General features: G+C 70.7%; 7 protein-coding genes. 2 read left to right on the top strand and 5 right to left on the bottom strand.

Annotation, left to right across the window (positions count from 1 at the left end):
* Nucleotides 1-11: 11 nt before the first annotated feature.
* Entirely contained in the window at nt 12-5,288 is a 5,277-nt protein-coding gene (locus tag NR798_RS06195) for an AAA family ATPase (protein WP_375770489.1), read from the bottom strand.
* 204 nt (nt 5,289-5,492) lie between these two features.
* Here NR798_RS06195 and NR798_RS06200 point away from each other — a divergent pair, with 204 nt between their 5' ends.
* Complete coding sequence (locus tag NR798_RS06200; RefSeq protein ID WP_375770490.1) at nt 5,493-6,734, top strand: patatin-like phospholipase family protein; 1,242 nt, start codon at nt 5,493-5,495, stop codon at nt 6,732-6,734.
* On the opposite strand, the gene NR798_RS06205 is transcribed toward NR798_RS06200, so the two are convergent.
* The 3 genes from NR798_RS06205 to NR798_RS06215 form a co-directional block, all read right to left on the bottom strand.
* The gene (locus NR798_RS06205) at nt 6,731-19,051 is read right to left on the bottom strand and encodes an amino acid adenylation domain-containing protein (protein ID WP_375770491.1); all 12,321 of its coding nucleotides are present in this window, start codon (nt 19,049-19,051) and stop codon (nt 6,731-6,733) included. The genes NR798_RS06200 and NR798_RS06205 overlap by 4 nt on opposite strands.
* A 209-nt stretch (nt 19,052-19,260) precedes the next feature.
* Entirely contained in the window at nt 19,261-20,475 is a 1,215-nt protein-coding gene (locus NR798_RS06210; RefSeq protein WP_375770492.1) for a PLP-dependent aminotransferase family protein, read from the bottom strand.
* Between the two features lies 1 nt (nt 20,476).
* Entirely contained in the window at nt 20,477-20,947 is a 471-nt protein-coding gene (locus tag NR798_RS06215) for an Lrp/AsnC family transcriptional regulator (RefSeq protein WP_375770493.1), read from the bottom strand.
* A 201-nt stretch (nt 20,948-21,148) separates the two neighbouring features.
* On the opposite strand from NR798_RS06215, the gene NR798_RS06220 reads away from it, so the two are divergent.
* Entirely contained in the window at nt 21,149-21,919 is a 771-nt protein-coding gene (locus NR798_RS06220; protein WP_375770494.1) for a GNAT family N-acetyltransferase, read from the top strand.
* 6 nt (nt 21,920-21,925) lie between these two features.
* Here the strand turns inward: NR798_RS06220 and NR798_RS06225 are convergent, their stop codons facing one another.
* Nucleotides 21,926-22,492: a hypothetical protein gene (locus NR798_RS06225; RefSeq protein WP_375770495.1), complete on the bottom strand. Its 567-nt coding sequence runs from the start codon at nt 22,490-22,492 to the stop codon at nt 21,926-21,928.
* Nucleotides 22,493-22,538: the final 46 nt, after the last annotated feature.

Below are 22,538 nucleotides of genomic sequence, written 5' to 3' on the forward strand. Positions count from 1 at the left end.
GGCCCGGCTCGCTAGGTGCCCGTGGCCTGCTGGGTGCGCCTGGGCAGCGTCACCACGAACTCGGAGAACTTCCCCTCCTCGGTCTCCAGGGTCAGGGTGCCGCCATTGCCCTGCACCACGATCTCATGGCTGATGGACAGGCCCAACCCGGTGCCCTGGCCCGCGGGCTTGGTGGTGAAGAACGGGTTGAAGATCTTGTCCCGGTGGGCCGCCAGGATGCCGACGCCATTGTCCCAGACCCGGATCTCCACCCGGTCCCCTAGCTCGCGCGTGGTGACCTTCACCTTCGGCACGAAGCCCTCCTCGTGGAGGGTGCGCTGCTTCTGGTCCACCGCGTAGCAGGCGTTGTTCACCAGGTTCACGACCACGCGGCCGATCTCCTGCGGCACCACGGTGACGGGCTGGATGCCTGAATCATAGAGGGTCTCCACCTCCACGCTGAGCGCGGCGTTCTGCGCCAGCATCCCCTGGTACGCCAGGTTGACGTACTCCTTGACCACCTGGTTCAGCTCCACCTCGCGCCGGTCTCCGGTGCCGGTGCGCGAGTGCTCCAGCATCGCGCGCACGATGTTGTCCGCCCGGATGCCATGCCCATGGATCTTCTCCAGGCCCTGCCGCACCTCGCCCAGGATGTCCCGGAGGGACGCCGCGTCCATCTGGGGCTGTGCCAGTGCGTCCCCCGCCTCCGAGACGAGCTCCAGCGACAGCTGCGCGAAGTTGTTGATGAAATTGAGCGGGTTCTTGATCTCGTGCGCGATGCCGGAGGTGAGTGTGCCCAGGGAGGCGAGCTTCTCCTGCACGATCAGCTGCCGCTGGGTGTCCTTGAGCCGCTGGAGTGTCTCGGACAGCTCCGCGTTGCTCCGGACCAGCTCGCGGGTCTTCTCCTTCACGCGCTGGTCCAGCGTGTCGTAGAGCCGCGCGTTCTCCAGCGAGATCGCCGCCTGGGCCGCCAGCAAATCCAACACCTGGCACCGGTCCGGGGTGAAGGCTCCAGCCACCAGGTCATTCTCCAGGTAGAGCACGCCCACCAGCTTCTGCTGCTTGATGACGGGCATGCAGAGCACGGATTTGGCGCGTGGCCGTAGCGGTCCGGACTGGAAGGGGCCGTCGCCGGTCTCGTCGCCCAGCACTACCCGCTGATGCGTCCGCTCCACGTACCGCACGACGGCGGTGGACATCTCCACGCCGCCCTCGTCCTGCGCCATCTTCAGCCGCAGGTCCTCGCCCTCATTGCCGGGCGCCCACGCCTCGACCACCAGGGGGCTGTCCCCCTTGAGCAGCAGCAGGCCGCGCTGCGCGCCGGCGTTCTCCAGGATGGTGCTCATGAGCTTGCGCAGCAACTCGTCCAGCACGATCTCCCCGGAGATGACCTGGGAGGCCTTGAGCACCGTGGTGATGTCCAGCGCCGAGCTCCCGCTGGCCGGCGTGGCGTCGAAGGTGGGGTCCTTCTTGAGCAGCTCCCGGTACTTTTGTTCGAGCTGGGCCACCTTTCCCTCGGCGCCCCACCGCCGGTAGGCGTACCGGGCGTCGTGCAGGTACATGGCGGCCAGCCGCCGACGGCCGCGGGACAGGTGATAGCGCCCGGCCAGCTCGCTGGCGATGGCCTGGAGCATCACGGACCCCTGGGAGACCGCGGCCTCGATGGCCTGGTTGAACAGCTCCATGGCCTCACCGTGCTGGCCGCGCGCGCGGGCCCATTCCGCGCTCGCCACCAGGTAGCGTGCCTGGAACGTGTCCGGGTTGCTGTCCGCCCACAGCCGCAGCCGCCGCAGGTTGGCCTCCATCGTCGCGGCGTGCTTCTCCTGCTCTTCCGCGCTGGCGTCCGGGTACGCATCCGCGGTCACCAGCGTCTGGAAGAGGATGCCCTCGATCTGCGCCACGTGCCCGGAGAGGGACGTCTTCACGAGCCGGTCCACCTCCACGGCCGTCTTGATGCCCCGCTCGCGCTCTCCGTACAGGTAGATGGGCAGGATCTCGAAGACGGGGAGGATGAGCTGCATGAGCGAGGGCGTCTTGCGCACCTCCTCCAGCTGGGCCGGAGAGGTCCCCTGGCGCAGCCAGATGGGGAACTGCTGGAGTGCCAGCAGCGAGCTGCGCATGGTGTGGTTCCTCATCCGCTCCTGGAACTCCATGTGCATCTGCGCGCGGGCCTGCTGGGAGCGCAACTCGTCGCCGTTGATCGCCGCCAGCATGGCCAGGCGCTGCGCGGCCAGGCTGGTGATGTTGACGGCCCCCACCTGGATGGCCTGGGTGTAGGCCTCCTCCACCAAGGCCAGCGTCTCCTTGAGCGGCCGCCGCCAGGGATGGATGAAGGCGGCGAACATGTAGCGCACCGACACCCGGGTGCCGGGGGCGTCGAAGCGGTCGCTGAACTCCATGGCCACCCGGCCGAACTCATAGCCGGCGGCGAACTCGTCCTTGCCGCACAGGCTGATGCCGTACGCGGTGAAGCCGGCGCTGCTGCCGGGCGCCAGGCCGTGGTCGATGGCCCGGTTCACCAGCAGGGCGGCCGTCAGCGCGTACAGCTCCGGGAACAGATAGCCGCCGATGAGCGCCACGCGCGAGAGCAGGGCGACGCGGCACAGCTCCTCCGCATCCGTGCAGGCCGGCAGCTGCGCGAGGCTGGCGATCTCCCGGGTGGCCATCCGCTCCTTCAGCTTCGCCACCTCGGCGGCGGCCGCTGGCCCCATCGCCTCGCCGTCCGGCAGCTCGAGCCCGAAGTGCCGCAGACCCGCCCGCGCCGGCTTCATCGACTCCTTGTAGCGGCCGCGGATGACATAGACATCGATCAACAGGATGTAGAGGTCCCGGCGCTGCTCGTTGGTGCGGGCGCGGGTCACGAGCCGCTCCAGCTCCGCCTCAGCCTCGTCGTGCTGGCCCACCACGAGCAGGCACTCCGCCCGGCACTGGTGCAGGTCGTACGTCAGCGCGTACTCGGTCTCCCAGGCATTCTCGGGCAGCAGGCTGATGCCCACCTGCAGGTAGTGGAGCGCCGCGGCGAAGGCGGAAGCACTCCGGGCCCGCGTGTCGGCCAGCAGGTTGAGCCGCGCCAGCTGCAGCCGCTGCTCACGGTCCGTCAACAGCTCCACGCAGCGGTCCAGCTGGTCCACCAGCTCGAAGATGCGCGCCTCGCGCTCGGCCTCTGGAATGCGCTCCAGCAGCAGCCGGCCGATCCGCAGGTGGACCGTCTTGCGCTCGTCCGGCGGGAGCAGCTCGTACGCCGCTTGTTGGACGCGGTCGTGCAGGAAGCGGTAGCGCACCCGGGAGAGCTCCTCGGGGGTGGCCTGTTCCGCCCGCACGTACTTGTAGGCGTCGTCCACCGGCACTACCAGGCCCGCCTGCATTGCCTGCCACAGCCGGTGGGTGCTCTGCTCCGCCGGGCAGTCGTCTACCATGACGAGGCGGTCGAGCTGGAACGTGCTGCCCACCGATGCGGCGAGCTGCAGCGTCCGCTGTGCCTCCGGCGGCAGCTCCCGGACGCGCTCCGCCATCAGCAGGGCCACGTCATCGGAGATGCGCAGCTGGCGGATCTGCTCCAGCTCCCACGTCCACCGTCCGCGGTCCGCGTCGAAGTTGAGCAGCTTGCGCGAATACAGCGAGGTGAGGAACTGGTTGAGGAAGAAGGGGTTGCCCTGCGTCTTCTCGTAGGCCAGCGCGGCCAGCGCGCCCAGTTCTTCTCCGTCCTGCACGTGCAGGGTGTCTGAGAGGAGCGCCCGCACGTCCGCCAGCCCGAGCGGCGCGAGGGAGACCTCCTCCACCACGGCCGGTCCCTTGCGCACCTCCTCCAACGCCAGCCGCAGCGGGTGCGCGGCCGCGACCTCGTTGTCCCGGTATGCGCCAATGAGCAGCAGGTGCCCGCCCCAGGGGCTCCGCATCAGCTCCTGGATGAGCTTCAGCGAGGCGGGGTCCGCCCACTGCAGGTCATCCAGGAAGAGCACCAGCCTGTGCTCCCCGCTGGCCAGGGCCGCGACGAAGCGCTGGAAGACCAGGTGGAAGCGGTTCTGCGACTCGGTGGGCCCGAGCGGGGGCACGGCGGGCTGTGGCCCGAGGATCAGCTCCAGCTCGGGGAGCACCTCCACCATCAGCTGGGCGTTGACGCCCAGCGCCGTCGACAGCGCGCCTCGCCACGCTTCGATCTGCTCCTCACGCTCCGCGAGCATCTGCCGGATGACGGCCTGGAGGCTCTGCAGAAGCGCTAGGTACGGGGTGTTCCCCAGCTGCTCGAACTTTCCGACCGCGAAGTAGCCGTGCTGACGGGCCAGCGGCTTCTGCACCTCGTTCACCAGCGAGGACTTGCCCACGCCCGCGTAGCCGGAGACGAGCAGGAGCGAGGTGGTGCCCTGGCTCACGCGCTCGTAGGCGGCGAGCAGCCGCGCCCGCTCCGCCTCGCGTCCGTACAGCTTCTGCGGGAGCTGGAAGCGTGAGGAGACGTCCCGGCGCCCCGGGGTGAAGGCCATCACGCTGCCCGAGGACTCCAGCTCCTGGAGGCACGTTTGCAGATCCACCAGCACCCCGTAGGCACTCTGGTAGCGGTCCTCCGCGTTCTTCGCCATCAGCTTCAGCACCACGCCGCTGAGGGCCTCCGGCACGGCCGGCTGGAGCTGGTGGGGCGGCAGCGGGGTGCCCGCCAGATGGCCATAGATGATGGACATGGCATCCGGGCCGTCGAAGGGCACCTTTCCGGTGAGCAGCTCGTAGAGGATGATGCCAAAGGAATACAGGTCGGTGCGGTAGTCCACGCCCCGGTTCATGCGCCCGGTCTGCTCCGGTGATAGGTACGCCAGGGCGCGTCCCGGCCGGTCCAGCGCCACCGCTGGCGAGCTGTTGAGTTCGAGCCGCGAGGCCCGGTCCAGGTTGGTCAGCTTGACCTGCCCATCATGCGGGTTGACCAGGATGTTGGCCGGCTCGATGCCCTCGTGGATGATATCGCGGCGGTGCAGCTCGCCGATCGCCCGGGCCAGTGCGCAGGCGAGCCGCAGGGCCTGCTCCACCGGCGGGATTCCCTCGCGCAGCAGGCTGCTCAGGGGCACCGCGCCGAAGTCCTCCATCACCAACACCAGGCTGTTGCCGTGCGTCTCCAGGCCGAGCACCCTGGCCACGCCCGGGATGTCCGCCGCGGCGGCGATCTCATAGCCGTAGCGCAGCCGGGCCAGTGCGTCTGCCTTGGGGTACTCGCCCTGCGGGGTGCGCAGCAGGACGGGAGTTTCTCCCTGGCGGCCCCGGAGGAGGACTCCATCACTGCCGTCGAGAAGGACTTCGGAGGTCGTGTAGCCCGGAAGGGTTTTCATGCTGCACCGCCTGGGTTGGAGGAGTCCGGAGTGAGGTCTCTACCTGCTCCGGAGAAACAAGACGCCGCGTGAACCTGATACGCGCCGGCGAAGTGCGGCGCGTGGTGAAGCAAGGATGCACACAGGTGCCCGGCGGGAAGCTGTGACCGGATTCACTGCTCCGGTGACAGATGCGATGATACGTGAAGTCGCAGTGGAGGTGTGATGGACGAGCAGCAGATCTCGATGAGGATGTTGTCGTGTGATGCAGGCCCGCCTGCTCTGATCGCTGTCCGGGTGCTCAAGGCGCTTGAGAAAGAAGTACCCGGCTTCCTGCACAAGGTGGATCTCTTCGCTGGCACCTCGGCGGGCGCCCTGCTGAACACCTGGTTGGCCGCCAGGTTGCCCTCTCCATCGGAGCCTCCTCCCTCCGCGTTCGCCATGGAAGAGCTCCTGGATAAGTGCATCGAGTTCGTGGATGCATCCGTGGCGAACTACCAGGCGGGCCTGGTGGGCTGGGCCCGGTTCCTGACGGGGATCCTCTCCATCAAGTCGGGCCACGGTTTGCGCCAGTCGTTGGAATCCAATTTTGGCTCAAAACGACTTGGGCAGCTCGAGCGGCGTGTGCTGGTGACATCGTTCGACATGGTGAAGAGCAAGCCCAAGCTCTTCACCAACCTGCCCCATCTGAATGGCAGTGATCAGGACACGCGGCTCAGCGACATCATGCGGGCAACGTCCGCGTTTCCCATGGACATGCCCTTGTTCGGGATGAAGGACGCGCAGTACCTGGATGGCTTCCTCGCCGCCAGCAACCCCTCCATCACCGCCCTGGGCTGCGCGAGCTGGTCCCTGCGGATGGCGGCCGAGCAGAAGACCCCGGAGAATCCTCATGCCGGACATGGCTCCCGGTTCATGCCGACCTTCCGGATGCTCTCGTTCGGCATCACCGAGTCGTCACCGGACGCCTTCAATGTGAAGTGGGGTCTGCTCGCGCCGTTCGCCAAGCTGATCGAGCCGCTCGTCGATTGGATGGAGAAGCACAACATCGACTTTCCGCATTTCCCCCAGTGGGGAGTCGTTCAGTGGGAGCTGCTCCGCCCCTTCCTGCTGCCGTTCCTGATGATCTCCGGTCCCTCGCAGCAGACGACCAGCAACGTCGAGTTCCTGATGAGCGAGGGCACGTTCCGCCGGTGCTCGCCCCTGGCGCCCATGGAGGCAATGTTCCAGCAGGCGGTCTTCGGACTCGACACGAAGCAGCTGATCGATATCTCGAAGAAGTGCGCTGACGACTACATCAACGACAAGAACGAGAACGAGAAGTTCTCCTCGCTGGTGCAGTGGGCGAAGAACCACTGGTTCGAGGAGGACCACCAGTGCTGGGGCAGTGCGTTTCCCGGCTGCCATGTGCAGCCGGGAGAGGACGCCGGACCGCAGTTGGCGGCTGTGGGGATACGCAAGTCCTAGCCCCGGCTTCCGGTGCGGCCCATTGCCCGGAGTGCTTCGCGCTCCCGGGCGGCCTGCTCCAGCCGCGCCGACAGGGCTTGGGCGAGCACCTCGACGTGGGGCCGCCGCAGCACCGACAGGTGCTCGCCCGGAACCGGTTGGATGTCGACCCCACCCGCCGCGAGCTGGCGCCAGCCCATGGTGGGCTCGCGCCCGCCGCGGGCTCTGCGCACCTCCTCCGTGGAGAAGAGCACCACCCGGTGCGGGTAGGCCCGGGGCTGGTAGTCGTACGTCCGCCGCGCGTGCAGCGTGAAGAGCTGGAACATGGGCAGCATGGCCGGCTGCCCCAGGGCCAGGAGCTGCTCCTGCTCGGGAACGAACTCGGCCATGGTGGATTTGGCGAGGAACTCGTGCAGCCATCCGCCCAGGTGCTTGCGCTGGAGGCCCGCCCGCAGGCGCGGGAGCAGCCCGGGGTTGGCCTGGCCCTGCTTCCGCAGCGACGCATCCACCAGGTAGAGGTAGTCGTGCAGGTGGGGCCAGAACGTGCGGCGCATGCTCGCGGTCAGCGTCCGGGTGAACTCCAGCAGTGAGGGCCGGTGGCCGGGCAGCGGCGCTGGCTCGTCCACCAGCGCCACCAGTCCCACCTCCTCGTTCGCCTCGGCGAGCTGCACCGCCATTTCGTACGCCACCAGGCAACCGAAGGAGAAGCCGCCCAGGTGGTAGGGGCCCCGTGGCTGCACGGCCCGGAGGGCCTTCAGGTATGTGCGCGCCATGTCCTCCACGCGCTCGTCCGGCGGCTCCAGCCCGTCGAGCCCGCGGGCCTGAAGGCCGTAGAACGGCTGTTCCCGGCCGAGCGCGCGCGCGAGCTCCACGTACGGGAACACCACGCCGCTTGCGGGGTGGACGAAGTAGAGCGGAGGCCGTGAGCCGGACGTCTGGAGGGGCACCAACGGGGAGCCCGGTTCCAGCTCACGGGGCCGCTCCAGCGCCCGCGCCATCTTCTCCACGGTGGAGCCCTGGAAGGCCACACCCGCTGGCACCTCCTGGCCCAGCTCGCGCCGGAGGCGCTCACTCAGCCGCAGGGTGATGAGCGAGTCGGCGCCGAGCTCGAAGAAGTTGTCGTGCAGCCCGATGCGCTCCACCCCGAGCAGCTCCTCGCACAAGGTGGCGATGCGCCGCTCCAGCGCGGTGCGCGGGGCCACGTAGGGTGTCCCCAGCTCCGGCCGGGGATGGCGCGCGGACACGAGGCGCAGGGGCACGGTGCGTCCTGGCTCCGGCGCGACCCGGACGGCGGAGCCGGGGCGGCGGCCGAGCACGAGCGCATGGTCCGCTGCCGCGGCGTCCCCGGCCGGGTAGCGCTCCACGTGGGTGAATCCGAGCGACTCCAGCAGCCGCGCCCAACGGCCCGCGGGGAGTGTCGGCGCCCCCTCGCGGATGCCGTCATCGAAGTACCACCAGCCCTCGGCGAGCCCCCAGGTAAGGGTGTCCCAGCGCCGCGTGCGGCCCACCTCCACCATCGCGAGGGTGCCGCCGGGCGCGAGCAGCCGCTCCAGGTGGCGCAGCGCCACCCGCACGTCCCGGACCGCGTGCACCACGTTGAACCCGGCGATGATGTCGAAACCGCCGTCCGCATAGCCCTGCTCGCGCGGCTCTCGCCCGATGTCCAACACCCCGAAGGTCATGTGCTGGAGCCCGCGGCGCGCGGCCTCGGCGCGAGCATCCTCCACGAAGACCTTGCCGAGGTCGGTGAAGTGGTACTCCACGTCGAAGGCCGCGAGCGCCTCGGCCAGAGGCCAGGTGAGCTTGCCCTGTCCGCCGCCGATCTCCAGGAGCCGGATCCGGCGGCCCCGGGCCGCGCTGGCGAGCCGCCGTACCGCCTCGGTGAGCAGCAGGTTGTAGACGCGCTCGCTGCGGTACTCGGCCGTGCGTGCCTCGCAGTCCTGCATGAAGGCCGGGCTGCCGCCCGGGTAGAGCACGCCGATGGCCTCCAGCTCGCCGGTGAGGGACCTGGGGTAGCTGCGCAGGCAGTGCTCGACGAAGTCGAACATCCCGGTGAACTGGGGGAAGCGCGGCTCCAGGGCCTGGCGCGCGCTGGACGGGGTGGGCAGTGCCGCCACGTCGCGGAGCACCACCACCTCGTTCCCCTCCAGCTTCAGGACTCCGTCCTCCACGAGGCTCGCCGCCATCGCGTCGAACAGCCGCGAGAAGGCGGGGCGGATGCGCAGGCGTGAGAGCAGGGACTCCCGCGAGTGGCGGGCCCCGGGACGGAGCTCCAGGCCGCTCATCTGGAGGTAGTGGACCAGGTGGCTCGTGCAGAGCGCGTGCAGTCCCTCTTCCAGGCCCGGGTAGCTCTCCAGGGGGCGGATCCCCGAGCGCTCCCAGAGCGCCACTTCCACCTTCTCCAGTGGCTCCTCCGCCGCGGGGCTCGCGCTGGCCGGGACGCGGGGCCGGCGCTCGAGCCAGAAGCGGTGCCGCTCGAAGGGATAGGTGGGCAGGGGGACACGCAGCCGCGCCTCCCCGGCGTGGTAGGCGCTCCAATCCACCTCCACGCCCTCGCACCACAAGGCGCCCAGTGCTTCCAGCAGCCGCTCCTGCTCACTCCGGCCAGCGCCAGGCGCCCCAAGGCTCGTCACCACCCTCGCGTCACCGCTCCGCGCCTGCGCCAGCGCGCTCAGCGTCCGGTCCGGTCCCACTTCCAGCAGCACCGCGCCTGGCACCGAGCTCAGCGTGTCCAGGCCCGCTCCGAAGCGGACCGTCTGCCGCAGGTGACGCGCCCAGTAGGCCGGGTCGGCCGCCTCCTCCGCGGTGAGCCAGGTACCGGTCAGGTTGGACGCCAACCGGATGCGCGGAGCCGAGCGGGGCCAGCGGCGCACCTCCTCGGTGTAGGCGGCCAGGATGGGCTCCATCATCGCGGAGTGGAAGGCGTGCGACGTCCGCAGGCGGCGGAAGCCCAGGCCCGCCTTCTCCAGCCGCCGCTCCAGCGCCTCCACTTCGGAGACCGGTCCCGAGACCACACAGGAGGCCGGTCCGTTCACCGCGGCCAGCGCCAGCTCCGGCCCGAGCCAGGGCTGAAGCTCCCGCTCGGCCAGCGGCACCGCCGTCATCGCTCCCGGTGGCAGCGACTGCATCAGCTTCCCACGCGCGCACACCAGACTCAGCGCGTGCTCCAGCGTGAAGACCCCCGCGAGACACGCCGCCACGTACTCGCCGAGGCTATGGCCGATCATCGCCGCCGGCTGGATGCCCCAGGACATCCACAGCCGGGCGAGTGCGTACTCGAACGCGAAGACCGCCGGCTGGGCGAGTCCGGTCCGCTCCAGCTCCGCCTCGGCCTCGGGGTTGCCCGCGCGGAAGAGCACCTCGCGCAAGTCCCGGCCCAGCACGGGCTGGAGCAGGCTCGCGCAGTGGTCCAGCTCCTTCCGGAACACCGGCTCGGCGCGGTACAGCTCCTCGCCCATCCCCGCGCGCTGGACGCCCTGGCCCGGGAAGAGGAAGACCACCGGGACGTCGCGTGCCGGGCCACGAGGGAGCGCCGGCTCGCGCAGCCGCTGGATCGCCTCGCCGTGCGTGCCGCAGACCACCGCCCGCCGCATGCCGAAGGCACGCCGGCCCACCGCGAGCGTGTAGGCCACGTCCTCCAGCGCCTGCTCCGGGTGCCGCTCCAGGTGCTCCGCCAGCCGCGAGGAAGCGTGAGCGAGTGCGCTCTCCGTCCGGGCGGAGAGCACCAGCAACTGCCGGCCGCGTGCCGAGGGCGTGCTCGTGCGCGCCGGTGCCTCCTCGAGCACCACGTGCGCGTTGGTTCCACCCATGGCGAACGCGCTGACCCCCGCGCGTCTGGGCGTCTCCCCCCGGGGCCAGGGCCGCGCGGTGGTGGGCACGTAGAAGGGGCTGGCCGCGAGGTCGAGCCGCGGGTTGGGCTCGGTGAAGTTCGCGCTCGGCGGCAGTTCCTGGTGCTCGAGCGCGAGCGCCGCCTTGATCAACCCCGTCACTCCGGCCGCGGTGTTGAGGTGCCCCACGTTCGCCTTGATGGAGCCGATGGCGCAGAAGCCGCGGCGGTCCGTTCCTCGCTGGAATGCCTCGGTGAGCGCCGTGAGCTCGATGGGATCGCCCAACGCCGTCCCGGTGCCGTGCGCCTCCAGGTAGCCGATGGTGGAAGGGTCGATGCCGGCGTGCGCGTGCGCCTTGGCGACGACCTCGGCCTGCCCCTCCACGCCCGGGGCGGTGTAGCCCACCTTGGCCGAGCCATCGTTGTTCACCGCCGCGCCGAGGAGGACGGCGTGGATGTGATCGCCATCGCGGAGCGCGTCCTCCAGGCGCTTGAGCACGACCGCCGCCACGCCATCTCCGGGCACGGTGCCCTGCGCGCGCGCATCGAAGGGACGGCAGTGTCCATCCGGGGAGAAGATGTGTCCCTCGGTGTGCAGGTGGCCCAGGTCGAGCGGGAGGCGCACCGAGACACCGCCGGCCAGCGCCAGATCGCACTGGAAGCCCAGGAGGGACTGACAGGCGAGCTGCACCGCGACGAGAGACGTGGAGCAGGCCGTCTGTACCGTGATGGAGGGGCCACGCAGGTTCAGCTTGTAGGCCAGGCGGGTGGTGAGGTGGTCCTTGTCATTCCCGAGGTGCGCGGCCAGCGAGCCGAGCACGTCCTCGAGGTCCAGGTGCGCCGTCACGTGGTGCACGAGGTAGTCCGGAGCGCCCGCGCCCGCGAAGACGCCGATGGCACCAGGGACCCGGCTGGGCTCGTACCCCGCCCGCTCGAAGGCCTCCCAGGCACACTCGAGGAACAGGCGGTGCTGCGGATCCATCAACTCCGCCTCGCGCGGGCCGTAGCCGAAGAAGGCGGCATCGAACAGCTCCACCCCTTCCATCCGGCCCCGGGCACGGACGTACTTCGGATCGGCGCGCAGCGCGGGCGGCACTCCGGCCGCTTCCAACTGGGCGTCGGTGAGGACGGTGATGGACTCGAGTCCGGCGCGCACGTTGTGCCAGAGCGTCTCGACGTCCGGGGCACCGGGAAAACGTCCGGCCATTCCGACGAGGGCCACGGCGTTGGACGGACGGGAGGGCGCGTCAGCCCTGGTGGGTGCCGGCGTGCCGGACCGCTCGTTGCGGCTGGCGCGCGTGTCCTGTGCCAGTGCGGCGGCCAGCGCGCGGATGGTGGGGTAGCGGAAGAGCGCGAGGGTGGGAACGTTCCATCCGAATCGCGCCTCGAGCCCCGCCCGGAGCTGTGCCACCAGCATGGAGTGGCCGCCCAGCTCGAAGAAGTTGTCGGTGACGCTCACGCTGCTCACGCCGAGCAGCTCCCGCCAGAGCTCGGCGATCCGGCTCTCCACCTCGTCGCGAGGAGGGACCCAGGCGCGTTGGGCGGAGGGCTCTCCGGGTGTAGCGAGCGCGTCCCGCGCGACCGAGCCGCCGGCGGTGCGAGGCAGCCGCTCCACCTGCTGCGGGCGGCAGGGGAGCGCCGTTCCGAGCGCATCACGCACCTCGGGCAGGGGCCCCAGCTCCGGCCCCGCGCCGGGCCGGGCGACCCAGAAGGCCGATAGCTCCAGCGCGTGCGGGGGCGAGCCGCGCACGTGCCGGGCCAGGTGGCGGTTGCGGCCATTCAGGCCGATGAGCAGCCGGGCCTCGCCCGCGCGCAGCACGAGCTCGAGCGAGCGCAGCCCCTGGTCCGCGGAGATCGGCTCGAACCCGCGCGACTTCGCTCCTTCGCGCATCGGGTTGTCCTGGCTCATGCCGAGCCCGTCCCAGCCACTCCAGGCCAGCGCGGATACGCGCAGCCCCGCCCGCCGCTGCTCGTGCGCCAGGTGCTCCTGGAGGCGGTTCGCCGCCGAATAGGCCGCCACGGAGAAGCCGCCGAGGAAGCCGTTCACCGAGGTGAAGTGCACGAGGAACGCGCCCGGGTGCTCCGCCACGAGCTGGCCCAGTGCCCAGGCCCCCAGCACCTTGGGGCCCAGTACCTCCGCCAGTCCCTCCACCGTCTCCTCGGCGAGGGGACGTGCCACGAAGGTGCCCGCGAGGTGGAAGGCCCCGTCGAGCGCACGGCCGGCACGCGCCTCCGCGCGGCCCACCGCCGCCCGGAGTGAGGCCACGTCACGGACGTCTCCCTCCTCGTACATCACCGCGCCACCGGAGGAGGCGGCGGTGGCCAGCAGCTGCGCATGGGCCTCGGCGTGTGAGGGCTTCGCGGCGAGCGGTGTCCGTCCCAGCAGCAGCACCCTGGCCCGGTGGCGGGTGAGCAGGTGCCGGGCCAGCACCGTACCGAGCCCGCCCAGGCCGCCAGCGAGCAGGTACAGCCCTCGCTCCATCAGGGTTGGTGTCTCCTGGGGAGACGCGGACGGGATGACGGGCTCCAGCCGGGGCACGAGCCGTCCCGCGCTCCGGTAGGCCACCTCCCGCTCTTGTGGCGCCGTCCGCAGCTCCCGCAGCAACCGCGTGGCGTCCTCCTCCGGCGCGAGCGGCGCGAAGTCGATGTGACGGCAGGCGAGCCCCGGAAGCTCGCGGGGCAGCAGCTGCGCGAGCACCGCCAGAGGCGCCCGGCCCGGGTCGATGGGCTCGACGTCCGAGGTGGGCTGTGCGTGGGCCGAGGCGATGAAGAGCCGGGGAAGCGGGCCCTTCCTCCGCGCCAATGCTTGTCCGAGCAGGAGCAGCCCCCCGGCTCCGCGCTCCTGGGCCCGTATCAGCGCGTCCCCCGTGGAGGGCGCGTCCGCGAGCGGCCCATATCCCCACAGGTGGAGCACGTCCTCGAGCGGCATCCCCTCGGCGTCGAGCTCGCTCAGGAGCCGCTCGTAGTGGGAGGGATCGCGCGGATCAAGCCGGTACAGGCCAGGCGCCACCCGTTCGAAGCGCTCTCCCGGCTCCACGGTGTGGCACCTGCGGCCGGACCGTTCGAGCGCTGCCCGCACCCGGGTGCCCAGCCCCTGCGTGTCCACGAAGAGCAGGCAGCGGCCTCCAGCAGACGGGAGGGAGCCCTCCGCCTCGCGGCGCTGCCAGGTCCACCGGTGGAACCAGGAGGGCACGGTGTTCGCGTTGCCGAGCTGGAGGTCCAGCTCGCGCAGGCGCCGATCGAAGCGGCCCTCAGCCAACGCACGCTTGAGCGCGCCCCGTTGGATCTTCCCGCTCGTGGTCTTGGGAAAGTCCTGTCTGGACACCGGCACCACCCGGGCGGGCGAGATGCCGAGTGTCGCGGTGACCCGGGTACGGATGGCGGCACTCAACCGCGCTTCCGTTTCCAGTCCGGGCCGCGCGGGGACGAAGAAGAGGGCGAGCCCCTCGGTTCCCTGCTCAGGTTCCTCCACCGAGCACGCCGCGGTGAACGTGGGCAGGACGCCCTCCACCGACTCCACGAGCCCTTCGATCTCGTAGCAGTAGTGGTGGACGCCGCGGATGATGATCAGCTCCTTCTCGCGGCCGGTAATGGTGAGGGCGCCATCGAGCAGGAAGCCGAGATCCCCCGTATTGAACCAGCCGTCCCCCACGAAGGCCTCGCGGTTGGCGGCGTCGTTGTGGAGGTAGCCCGGCGTCACCACCTCGCCGCGCACCTGCAGGCGCCCGATGGTTCCCTCCGGCAGGAGCTGGCTGTTGGCGTCCACCACGCGCAGTTGCACGCCGCGGCTGGGACGTCCCAGGGCCACCAGGGAGAGGGTGTCTGGCCCGGGCCCGCTGGCGAGCTCCAACGCGCCGCCGAGCGAGCTCTTGCGGACGTGCAGCACCTCGCGCGCCGGGTCGAAGCCCTCCACGTACGTCATCACGGTGCACAGCTCCGCCATCCCGAAGGCGGGCTGCATCACGCGCGTATCCACGCCCGAGGGAGCCAGCCGCTCACTCAGCTCGCGCACCACCGGCCAGGTGACCTGCTCACCCGCGTTCAGCAGGTGCCGCAGCGCGGAAAGGTCCCACGTCCGCTCGGGGCTTCGGGCCACGGCGTCGGCCAACTGCTTGAAGCCGAAGTTCGGCGACCAGCTCTCGGTGACCCGGTGCGCCTCCATCAGCTCCAGCCACAGCAGTGGCTCGGTGAGCACCGAATCGGTGCGGACGTGGAACTGCTCGCACCCGAGCCACACGCTGCGCAGGTGATACATGAGCAGCGGGACCACATGGTCAAACGGGAGCCAGTTGAGGGTGACATCCCGGGTGGAGTAGCCATTGCGCAGCGCCGAGGTCCACGAGTGCAGCGCCACGCCCACGTGGCGGATCTGGATGCACTTGGGCACGCCGGTGCTGCCCGAGGAGAGCTGCAGGAAGGCCACATCCTCCGGGCGCGCGGGGTGGATCGACTCGGCGGGAGGATGGCCGCTTAGCTCCTCCACCGGAAGGGCGAGGAGCCCGTCCAACTCCAGCGTCTCCTGGCGCTGACGCAACGTCCCGGCCAGCGCGGCGGTGGTGAGGATGGGCGGGCGGCCGAGCAGCGCCCAGACCCCGTGCAGCTTCTTCACCAACGCCTGCTCGGGCGTGTACGCCGGTGGCACCGCCACCGTCACCGGGGTGATTCCTCCGAGCACGCAGGCCCAGAACGCGCCAAGGTAGTCGCGTGAGTCCTCGAGCTGGAGGATGACGCGGGCCCCGGAGCCGAGGCCGTGGGCCCGGAGTCCGGTGAGCAGCCGGCGGGCCTCCTCCAGGAGCGCGGCATAGCTCTGGCGGACGCTGCTGCCGGGGGCCCGGACGTGGACGATTCCGTGCTCCCCCTTCGCCGCGCGCAGGAGGGCATCGGTCAGCGTGTGGGGAACGCCAGAGGGAAGCTCCGCGGGCCCACCATCGGAGAAGGCAGGCGGGCGCTCGGGGCGGGAGTTGGCGGGCACTTCGCACGCCACCTCGGGCCCTTCACGCCGGGGCTCCGCGCCCCAGTCCGGCAGCAGTTCCCCGAGGTGCAGCAGGGGCGTGCGGCCATCGGGCTCGTGCCAGACCACCGCCGCCTCGGCGACCGCCGGCTGCTCGCGAAGCAACTCCTCCCACCGCGCCACCCGCTCGGCATCGATGAGAGGGACCGCGCGCAGCGCGTCCTCGTCCACCCGCCCGTCCGGTGCGAGGGGGATGGCACGGACGGCGAGCCTCCGCACGCCCGCCAGCGGCCCGGAAGTCGCGGGGCTCAGCGGACGCGCGGGCGCCGTCGGTGCCACCACGTAGGCGATGGGTTCCAGACGGCCTTCCACCTCGCGCAGGCGGACGGCGCCGTCCTCCACGCCCGGCTCCGAGAGCAGTGCCGTCTCCAGCTCTTCCAGCCGGGATGTGGCCTCGCTCCCGGCGGGCTGGACGGGCAGTTCGCCCAGGTGCCGCTGTGGCGAGGTGGCCACGGCTTCCAGCACCGCGACCAACCCCTCGGCCATGCGCCGCACCGTGCGTGGCTCGAACAGGTCCGCGTTGTACGTGAGGGTGCCCCGGAGTCCCTCGCCCTCGGGCCAGACCTTCCAGATCAGATCGAGCGACGCGGCGCCGGTGTCCCAGTCCGAGGGCAGCACCCGCAGCCCGTCCCGGGTGGTGAGCTCTGGCGGGAGCGTCTCCAGCGCGAGCATCACCTGCACCAGCGGTAGATGGTTGGCACTTCGCTCCGGGCGAAGCTCTTCCACCAGCCGCTCGAACGGGAGCTCCTGGTGCTCGTACCCGGCCACCGCGCACTCGCGCACCCGGGCCAGCAGCTCGCGGAAGGTTGGCTCGCCCCGGGCGCGGATGCGGAGCGCCAGGGTGTTGGCGAACGAACCGAGGACCTGGCTGATCTCACCCCGGGAGCGGTTGGCCACCGGTGTTCCCACCACCAGGTCCTCCTCGCCCGTCACCCGGTGCAGCCAGGCCGCGAAGCCCGCGAGCAGCACCATGAAGCGGGTGGCGCCCTCCTGGCCCGCCAGCGCGTCCATCCGACGGACCGTCTCGGGCGCGAGCCGCAGCTCGACCTGTCCGCCCCGGAAGGACTGCACCGGCGGACGTGGGCGATCCGCCGGCAGGTGCAGCACGGGAGGTGCCCCGGCGAGCGCGTGCGTCCAGAACGCGAGCTGCCGCCGCAGCCGGTCTCCGGACAGCCACTCGCGCTGCCAGAGCGCATAGTCCGCGTATTGCACTGGCGGCTCGGGGAGCGGCTCGGAACCGCCCTGCCCGAGGTGGTCGTAGAGCATCACCAGCTCGCGCACCAACACGTCCACGGACCAGCCGTCGAGGGCGATGTGGTGGCTCGCCAGCAGCAGCACGTGCTCGGCTGGAGCCAGCCGGACGAGCTGCGCCCGGAGCATGGAGTCTCGCGCCAGGTCGAACGGACGTGCCAGCTCCTCGCGGGCGAGTGCCTCCAGCCGCCCGTGGCGCTCCGGCTCTCGCCCCTCCTCGAGCACGGTGAGCGGCAGCGGAACGGAACGGGGCGGACCCACGTGCTGGCGCGGGCCGAGCGGCGTCAGCGTATAGGTGGTGCGGAGGATGTGATGCCGCCGGACGAGCTCCTCCAGGCACCGGGCCAGGAGCCCGGGCTGGAGCGCTCCCAGCAGTCGCACGACCACCGGCAACACCCCGGCCGCTCCTCCCGCGTCGAGCTGCTGGAGGAACCAGAACCGCTGTTGAGCGAAGGAGAGCGGCGCGCCCTCCAGGTGGGGGCGGGGGACGAGTGGCGGCTCGGGCTCGGTTGCGGCCTGGCCGAGCGCCGCTTCCACGCGCCCGGCCAACGTGGCCACGGTGCAGGAGTCGAACATTGGCCCGAGGGGCAGCTCCACGCCGAAGGAGGCGCGGACGCCATTCACCAGGGCGACGAGGCCGAGCGAGTGGCCGCCCAGCGCGAAGAACTCGTCCTCCATTCCCACGGGGGAGACTCCGAGCACCTGCTCGAACAGGCGCACCAGCTCCCGCTCCAGGGGCGTGGAGGGCGCGCGGACCGGCGTCGCGGACTCCTGCCGGCCCTTGTCAGGGGCGGGGAGCGCCTTGCGGTCCACCTTGCCGTTGGCCGTGCGTGGCAGCGAGCTCAGGACCACGAAGGCCGAGGGAACGAAGTGGGCGGGAAGGCGCGCCTCAAGGAAGCTCCGCCAGTCCGTGGGCGCCGCCGTGGCGTCTTCCTGGGGCACCACGTAGGCGACCAGCCGGGCCAGCCCGGTCTCGTCCGCGCACGCGGCCACCACCGCCTGCCGCACGCCGGGGTGCATGGCCAGCACGGCCTCCACCTCTCCGGGCTCCACCCGGAAGCCGCGCACCTTCACCTGCTCATCCACACGCCCCAGGAAGTCGAGCTCTCCGCCTGGCAGACGGCGCCCAAGGTCGCCGGTGCGGTACATCCGCGCGCCAGCCTGGGAGGAGAAGGGATCCGGCACGAAGCGCTCGGCGGTCAGCTCCGGCCGCCGCAGGTACCCCCGGGCGATGGCTCCACCTCCGAGGTACAGCTCCCCCGGCGTCCCGTCCGGTACGGGGCGCAGCGCCTCGTCGAGCAGGTACGCTGGCACGTGCGGGAGCGGCTGGCCGATGAGCGGCGGCGTTCCCTCCGGAGCGCACCGGAAGGCGGTGGCGATGACGGTTGCCTCGGTGGGGCCATAGACATTGAAGAAGCGCCGTCCGGCGCCCCAGCGCGTCACCAGCGAGGCCGGACAGACCTCTCCCCCCACGAAGATCGTCCGCAGGTGGGGGAGTGCCGCCTCTGGCATGAGGGACAGCACGGAGGGGATGAAGGAGGCGACGTTGATCCTCCACTCCTCCAAGCGCCGGACGAGCGCGGGCCCGGGCAGCATCTCCTCCGGTGGCAACACGCAGAGCGCCGCACCCAGGCTCCAGGCCTGGAGAAGCTCCGAGAACGCCGCGTCGAAGCTGGGCGAGTAGGCGTGCAGGACACGCATGCCCTCTCCCGGCTCGAGCAGCTGCTTCTGCGCCTCGGCGAACAGCAGGAGGCTCTGGTGCTCCACCTCGACGCCCTTGGGCCGCCCCAGGGAGCCCGAGGTGTAGATGACGTATGCCGCGTTCCCGGGATGGACCGTGGGCTCCGGGTTGGTGCCGGGCCGTGCGGCCAGCTGCTCCGCCAGCTCCTCGAGGCAGAGCACCCGCGCGGTGGTGGCGGGAATCCTGTCCATCCACCGCTCGGAGGTGAGCAGCACCGGGGGCGCCGCATCCTCCAGGAGGAAGCTCAACCGCTCGAGTGGGTAGGCCGGGTCCAGCGGAACATAGACACCGCCCGCCTTGAGCGTGGCGAGCAGGGCCAGCACCATCGACGCGGAGCGCTCCAGGGCAACGCCCACGCGGGTCTCGGGGCGCACGCCGAGCTCCCGGAGGTAGTGGGCGAGGCGGTTGGCGCGCGCATTCAGCTCGCCGTAGCTCAGCTCTTGCGTGGGCGTGAGGAGTGCGAGGGCACCGGGCGCTTGCGCCGCGTGGGCCTCGAACAGCTCGTGCAAACCATGTCGTCCGAACGCCGCTTCGTCCCGTGCCGCGCCCGACGGCCGCTCCCCTTCACCTTCAGGAGCAGCCGGCTTCCCTCGGGGGGCCATGCTGGAAGAGTTCACTGCTGAATACGCTATCCCAAGCGGGGGGGAGCGTGAAGAGCAGGCAGTTGACTTTGGCCGAAGGAGTGCCTCCAGCCCAAGGCTGGGGGGGCCGGTGGAGCTCAACCCTGGGCGGCGGCGATGACCGCGCCGAGCCGGCGCATGCCCTCCTCGATGAGCTCCGGCGGGCGGTTGGAAAAGTTCAGACGCATGAACTCCGAGCGCGGCTCGGCGGCGAAGAAGGGGGAGCCGGGCACGAAGGCGACGCGCTTCTCGAGCGCCTGCGGGAAGAGGGTGTCCGCGCTCATGCCCCGCGGTAGCTCCACCCAGAGGAACATGCCGCCATCCGGCTCCGTCCACCGGGTGCCCGGGGGCATGTGCTTCTCCAGCGAGGCGAGCATCGTCTGGCAGCGCTCGCCGTAGACGGCGCGCAGCTTGTCCAGGTTGGCGTTGTAGTCGAAGCGCGACAGCAGCCGCGCCGTGGCGCGCTGCGCGACGGTGGCGGTGTGCAGGTCCGCCGACTGCTTGACGACGGTGAGGGTGCGGATGAGCTCGCGCGGCCCCACGGCCCAGCCGATGCGCAGCCCGGGGGCCAGCGTCTTGGAGAACGTCCCCAGGGTGATGACCACGCCCTCGGTGTCGAGCGAGGCCAGCGACGGCAGGTGCGAGCCCCGGAAGCGCAGCTCCCCGTACGGGTTGTCCTCGAGGATGAGGATGCGGTGGCGCTGGGCGAAGCGCACCAGCGCGTGCCGGCGCTCCAGCGACAGCGTGGTGCCCTTGGGGTTCTGGAAGTTGGGGACCAGGTAGATGAGCTTGGGCTTGCGGCCGCCCTGCAGCAGCCCCTCCAGTTCGTCCACGCGCATGCCCTGGTCATCGCTGCCCACGACGGCGTAGGAGGCCTCGTACCCGCTGAAGACCTGCAGCGCGGCGAGGTAGCTGGGGTTCTCCACCACCACCACGTCGCCCGGGTCCAGCATCACCTTGGCCACCAGGTCGATGCCCTGCTGCGAGCCGTTGGTGATGAGCACCTGCTCCGTCGCCGCGTGCAGGCCCTGTCCCCCCAGGTGCGAGCAGATCCACTCGCGCAGCGGCCCGTAGCCCTCGGTGGTGCTGTACTGCAGCGCGGCGCGGCCCTCCTCGGCGAACACCTCGGCGTGAGCCTGGGCGATGGCCTCCACGGGGAAGAGCTCGGGAGCGGGCAGTCCGCCGGCGAAGGAGAGCACGTCGGGCCGCTCGGCCACCTTGAGGATCTCCCGCACGGCGGAGGCCTTCATCCGCGACATGCGCTGGGCCAGCGGGAACGGCGGAGGGGCGGGAATGGGGATGGCCGCGGTCATGTCAGGCTCCTTTCAGCTCTTCGGGAGAGACGTGCACATACGTCTCTTCCTTGATGGAGGTCAGAACGATGGTGGTGTGAGTGCGGGTGACGCCGGAGATGGTCCGCAGCGTCTCCACGAGCAGGGTGTCGAGCGTCTTCGTATTCCGGGTGCGCACCTTGAGGATGTACGAGTCCTGGCCGGCCACCCGGTGCGCCTCGAGCACCTCGGGCATCGCCAGCACCTTGCGGGCGAACCCGTCGAAGTACTTCGGGTGCTCGATGCTCACGCCGATGAAGGCGGTGATGTCCTTGCCCAGCTTCGAGGCGTCCACGCGCGCCGTGTAGCCGGTGATGACGCCCCGCTCCTCGAGCTTGCGGATGCGCTCGGCCACCGCCGGCTGGGACAGGCCCACCGAGCGGGAGAGCTCCAGCTGCGTGGCCCGGCCCTCGCGCTGCAGCAGATCGACGATGCGGTGGTCCAGTTCGTCCATGGAATCCAGCGGCCTTATTTTTATAAGTCCCGGCGCTTCGTTGCCTATAACCTATATGCCTCTCACGGACCGCGCAAGAGGGAGGGCAGGCGGGCGGGCGAGCCCTTCCCGCTCCCGAGTGTCCGTGGCGTCACGAACGTGGGGAGCCCCGTCTGTCGGCAGTGCATGTCTCGCGCCCGCGGGCTACTGAGGAGTGCAGCCATGGATTCCTCCCTCCGTCAGCAGTTCCTCGGCCTTGATCTGACGCTGGCCCGGCGCTTCGCCACGGTCGAGGCACGGCCCTGGGGATATTTCGTCCACGAGGTGGGAAATCCGGACCACTGGGATGCGAACACCGCGCGCTGGCTGCGAGCGGAGCAGCCGGAGGCCGCCCTCGAGGAGGTGGTGGCGCTCTACCGGGCCCGGGGGCTGGTGCCGCGTGTGCGGTTGGATGACCTGAGTGCACCCGGAGACATGGGGGCGCGGCTGGTGGCGCGAGGCTTCCAGCAGGACTCCCAGCAGCTGCGCCTCATGCACTGGGTGCCAGGGCCCTCACGCCCGCTGCCGGTGTTGTTCTCGGGCGTCACGCTGGAGGTGGCGGGCCCGGAGCTCCTCGGCTCGCTGGCGGAGATCCTCGGGGGCGCCAATGTGTGGGAGGGCCGCGCGTGGCTGGTGCGCTACCTGGAGCGGCTGGTGCCCAGCCCCACGTCGCACTACTACCTCGCCCGTGTGGACGGCGTGCCCGCCGCGATGGCGGCGCTCCACGAGGGCGAGGGCGCTGGGCTGGTGCAGGAGGTGGCCACGCACCCCGCGTACCGCCGGCGCGGCCTGGCGACGGCGTTGATCACCTGGCTGCAGCGCCGGGCCACGGTGCCGCTCTTCCTCCAGGTGGGCAACCCCGAGGCGGAGCGCATCTACGCGCGCGCGGGCTTCCAGGTGTGGGGTGAGCTCGAGCAGGTGACGTGCCGCCTGCCCGAGCCCAGCAGCCCGTGAGACGTCTCAGGGCGAGCCGAAACCGGCGAGCTGGAGGAGCTGCCTGTCCTCCAGCTGGTGCAGCGGACAGGGCGTGGCGAGCAGCAGGTACGCCGAGGAGTTCTTCTTGAGCTTCTGCGGCAGCTCCTCCACCGAGAAGTAGGAGGAGCTGGGCATCTCGAAGGGCCCGGCCGCCTGGTACTTGCCGGAGATGGTGGGCAGACCGCCACCCCTGCCCTCGTACATCGTCTTGCTCACGTCGAAGCGGGTGAAGCACTGCTCCTCGTTGACGGGCAGCACGTAGTCGTCGAAGCCCGAGTCCACCTCGAGGGCCATCGTCCGGGACTTGCCGGACTCCACGTCCTCGATCTTCACCTCGTGGTTGCCCTGCTTCACGTCGAAGCGCAGGTGCTCGCCACTGCCGCTCGCGGGCGAGAGGCTCTGGCCATCGATGAGCAGCCGCACCTGCTGCCCCTCGTTCACGATGATGTGCACCTTGCCGGAGCCCATCATGTGATTCCACGCCGCGCCGACACCCATGCCACCGGCGACGAAAACGAAGATCGCGGCCTTCACCTTATCCATTACCGACATGTGCTCTCCTTCGCCGGCGCGACGCGCCAGTGCCCCCCGCCCCCCG

Origin of the sequence: Archangium gephyra (genome assembly GCF_042230915.1) — a bacterium.
Taxonomy (GTDB): Bacteria; Myxococcota; Myxococcia; order Myxococcales; family Myxococcaceae; genus Archangium; species Archangium gephyra_B.